This is a genomic window from Paraburkholderia humisilvae (assembly GCF_902859855.1).
GTDB classification, from domain to species: Bacteria; Pseudomonadota; Gammaproteobacteria; order Burkholderiales; family Burkholderiaceae; genus Paraburkholderia; species Paraburkholderia humisilvae.
Genome location: NZ_CADIKH010000220.1, coordinates 1 through 3,281, shown reverse-complemented (window position 1 = coordinate 3,281; position 3,281 = coordinate 1). Strand labels below are relative to the sequence as shown.

The window sequence follows — 3,281 nt, the reverse complement described above, 5'->3', positions numbered from 1 at the left end:
AGCGGTGCAGCCAGAAACCGTCGCGGCCTGCCTCATAGCAGCTGTAGACGGGTGTGTCGGCGCTGAGGTGACAACGGGCTCTCGCGTTCGCGACGACGGTGAGAACCGCGGTGGCATCACCCGCGGTGACCGTGCAGTGGCTGGGCGCACGCTGGCTATCAGCCAGCGAGAGCTTCCAGTTCTTCTCACCCAGTTCAAATGCCGTGTACAGGCGGCCAGCTGCCGTCGTTATCCTGCCCACGGAGGGCTGCGTCAGACGTATCCATTTGCGTGCTCCTTCGGAGAAAACGAGTGTGGAACTCCGTTTTACTCCAGTCGGGCTTCTGTCACTGCCCTCCCACCTAGCATCTTTTACATTGTTTATGCTGCCACGTAGCAGGGCTTCGAAGCAGGCACTTGTTCGTGTCGCTGGGCGCAGGTGAGAAATCGGGATCGGCTTTGAAGCGGCCAAAGGTGAGTGCGGTCTGGATCAGTATGAGGTGCGGCGATGGCAGGGCTGGTATCGACATATCACCCTTGCACTCCTTGCACATGCTGTTCTTGTTGTGCTTCGCAAGCGCGGTAAAGAAACTCCTGACGGCATGATGTCGTTAAGCGTTCAAGAGATACGGCGCCTGCTATGCCGCCTCTTATGGAATGGCCTGAACCCGATAAATCATGTGCTTGAATGGTCGATCTGGCGCCGCACCCATCAATGGCGCGCACAGCAATCTCATTACCGCGCGGGGTTGCACTCCCTGTAGTATTAGGGCCATCCATTGATGCTTTCTCGAATCGCCGCCCGCAACTTATCGCGAGCGGTGCAAATGCGCATTCCCAGCCGATCAGGAGAATAAATCCGCCATACGGCGTCCGCCCCGTCGGTTCATCGACCAGCGCCGTGTGAAAAACGCATCGTTCACCGGACGCAAATATATGCGCAGCAGGTAGACAAGAAAAAAAGCCCGCGACCGCGGGCTTTTCGACGTAATTGTTTCACTGCAATGGCTCAGCCATGTTCGACCACCCTCACATCGGGTGCCGGCAGCCTTTTCGTGACGGTCGGACAGACGCTCGATCACCCCCTCGATGACGTCGAGCTGGAGTTCGATCGACTGGCGCACTTCCGGGCTGTGTCCTGCGGCACGTCGGCCAGGAGTGAACGCAGCCGGGCGGCATAGCCGATCCACTCGCTGCGCGCGGCCGCGGTGGCGCGGGCCGGAGGAGTTGGAACATTGATTGCCATGGGATGCCTCACCAGTTGGAACGTCTGTATTCTCGCACGACGGCGCCGATCCAGCCATCGAGCCGCGTTTCGTGCGGTTTCCACCGCTTCACCCGGCCCGCCGTTAGCGAAAACGTGTACCGGATCACACCCAGCCTGTCAAGCGCCGCGCACACCAGATGGGTCCGGATTTAGACCGCCATCGACATCACCTCGTCCGGCGTGGTGTCTTCCGGGCAGAGTGCCAGTTGGACCTCGGCGAGCAACGCGCGGCGGATGGCATGGTAGGCAAACCGGCTGGCCTGCGCGTGATCCTCGTCGCGCTCGACCCGCCGCGCACGGAACCATCTGCCGTCGAGGGTCACGGCATCCACTTCGGTGACGCCCGGATAGAGCCACAGCACGCGCAGGTCCGCGTCGCTGAGACTGACGTTGACCCGTTCGTTGGGGTGCGTGTGCGTCACCTTCACGTCGCGCAGCCGGTCGCGCCCTGCCGCGACCGCTTCCGCCGGCAGGCTGACCCCGTCAATGGTGCCGATGGCATGGCCGAGCGGCGCACCGTCCTTCAGGTCGTGGCAGAAGACCGCTTCGGGCGTGCCGGGCGTCTGACTGGTGAGAACAATACAGAGTTCGTGGGCGACCTGATCGAGTTGGTTCAGCATTGGGACGGCGAAGGGTGACCTGATGATTCTGCTATGCGGCGGTTCGGAGGTCGGCCGCGGCGAGCGCCGAGCGGGTGCGTAAGGCTACCGGAGGCCGCGCATTTTAATCTCACCCCATTTATTCCAATCCCGATAATTCAGAGGATTTTTTGCAGAGCGGAAACGGTGCGGAGAACTGGCCGCGGACACGGCGAGCGAGCCGTTTCCGCTCTGCAAAAAAATTCGTTGAGCTAAGCCGCTCCACCGCCGGTGGCTATGGGAATTGAATCGGCGCGGCGCCGGTTGTGGGCGTCGAATGCGCGAAGCGAAGCGAGGGAAAGAAACAAGCTGGATGCACGATTGGGCAGGCACGTCCGGGCATGATGGTCTGCCGGCGGCCTGGGCCGCAAGAGCGAGGCGCGTTGCGACCGCAGTGGACATGCGTGGCGCGCGGACCCGCAGGATGTGCCGGGTTCGGCGCCCAGGAGCAGTGCAGGTTCATGCCTCATTGCTGGTATGGCGGCGCCCGTGGCGGTGCGCCAGGCAGAAGATATTCGACGCAGACCACTACGTTGCCGATTTACGTCCGGCGAACGGCGACACGCGTCGCACTTGAAACGGCCTCTTACTTTGCAGTTTGAATCCGAAGGCCTGGTTGATGGCTGCGCGCGTGTTGGTCTGCAAGCCATGATGCTGGATCCCCTCGTTGACTGCCTGTTCAAGCGCGGCAGGACACGCACCCGCACCGCTGCCCGCAGGTACCAGTTGCGACCATGATTGTCCCTGCTCTTCCAGGTGCATCATGAACCGCGTGACGCTTGAGCGGTATCGATGATCCAGCTCTTCGGGCAGATCCTTCAGCAGATCCTTGTGTTCCTGAAGACCCGGCGCAAGCCCAACTATGTTTGTCTCGCCTCGCAGCCTGAACCCGAAGGCCTGGTTGAGCGCAGTGCGCGTGCCGGTCGGCAAGCCATGATGCCGGATCCCCTCGTTGACGGCCTGTTCAAGCGCGGCAGGACGCGCACCCAGATCGCTGCCCACGGGCACCAGTTGCGACCATGACTGTCCCTGCATCTTCCAGATGCACGAGGAATCGCCTGACGCCAGAGCGGTATCGATGATCCAGTTCCCCGGGCAGATCCTTCAGCAGATCGATGTGTGCAGGTAATGCCGGCACGAACCGTGCTTGGGGCTTTGAGCGACTGCTGCCCGGGAGGGGGGCAGCAGGCTGTTGATGCCCTGGTGCGTTCAGGCTGTCATGGATCTTCTGCTCCGCATGGGAAAGTGGCAGTCCACGCGCCTGCTCTGCGTGGGCCCAGTCAACCAGCGCCGTGCCTGCCGGATCTGCCCTCCGGCCTTGAGGCGCAACGTCAACCGGCGAGCCAGAATGCGGCCTGTCGTCCAGATTCGCGAGTTCGTTGTCCACCTCATCCGCT

At 61.9% G+C, this 3,281-nt stretch carries 3 protein-coding genes and 2 pseudogenes; 1 reads left to right on the top strand and 4 read right to left on the bottom strand.

Annotated features, from left to right (window positions below; translation table 11 throughout):
• Nucleotides 1-241, bottom strand: a pseudogene (locus HV796_RS43725) (IS110 family RNA-guided transposase); the annotation flags it as partial.
• Nucleotides 242-395: 154 nt separating this feature from the next.
• On the opposite strand from HV796_RS43725, the pseudogene HV796_RS41055 reads away from it, so the two are divergent.
• Nucleotides 396-743 (top strand): annotated as a pseudogene (locus HV796_RS41055) (IS701 family transposase); the annotation flags it as partial.
• A gap of 81 nt (nt 744-824) precedes the next feature.
• Here the strand turns inward: HV796_RS41055 and HV796_RS41050 are convergent.
• The 3 genes from HV796_RS41050 to HV796_RS41040 form a co-directional block, all read right to left on the bottom strand.
• Nucleotides 825-1,103 carry a hypothetical protein gene (locus tag HV796_RS41050; protein ID WP_175233393.1) on the bottom strand — a complete coding sequence of 93 codons (279 nt, stop codon included), beginning with the start codon at nt 1,101-1,103 and terminating at the stop codon, nt 825-827.
• Between the two features lie 292 nt (nt 1,104-1,395).
• Nucleotides 1,396-1,866 (bottom strand): hypothetical protein, encoded by a 471-nt coding sequence (locus HV796_RS41045; protein WP_175233392.1) that lies wholly within the window; start codon nt 1,864-1,866, stop codon nt 1,396-1,398.
• Between the two features lie 546 nt (nt 1,867-2,412).
• The gene (locus HV796_RS41040; protein ID WP_175233391.1) at nt 2,413-2,919 is read right to left on the bottom strand and encodes a hypothetical protein; all 507 of its coding nucleotides are present in this window, start codon (nt 2,917-2,919) and stop codon (nt 2,413-2,415) included.
• Nucleotides 2,920-3,281: the final 362 nt, after the last annotated feature.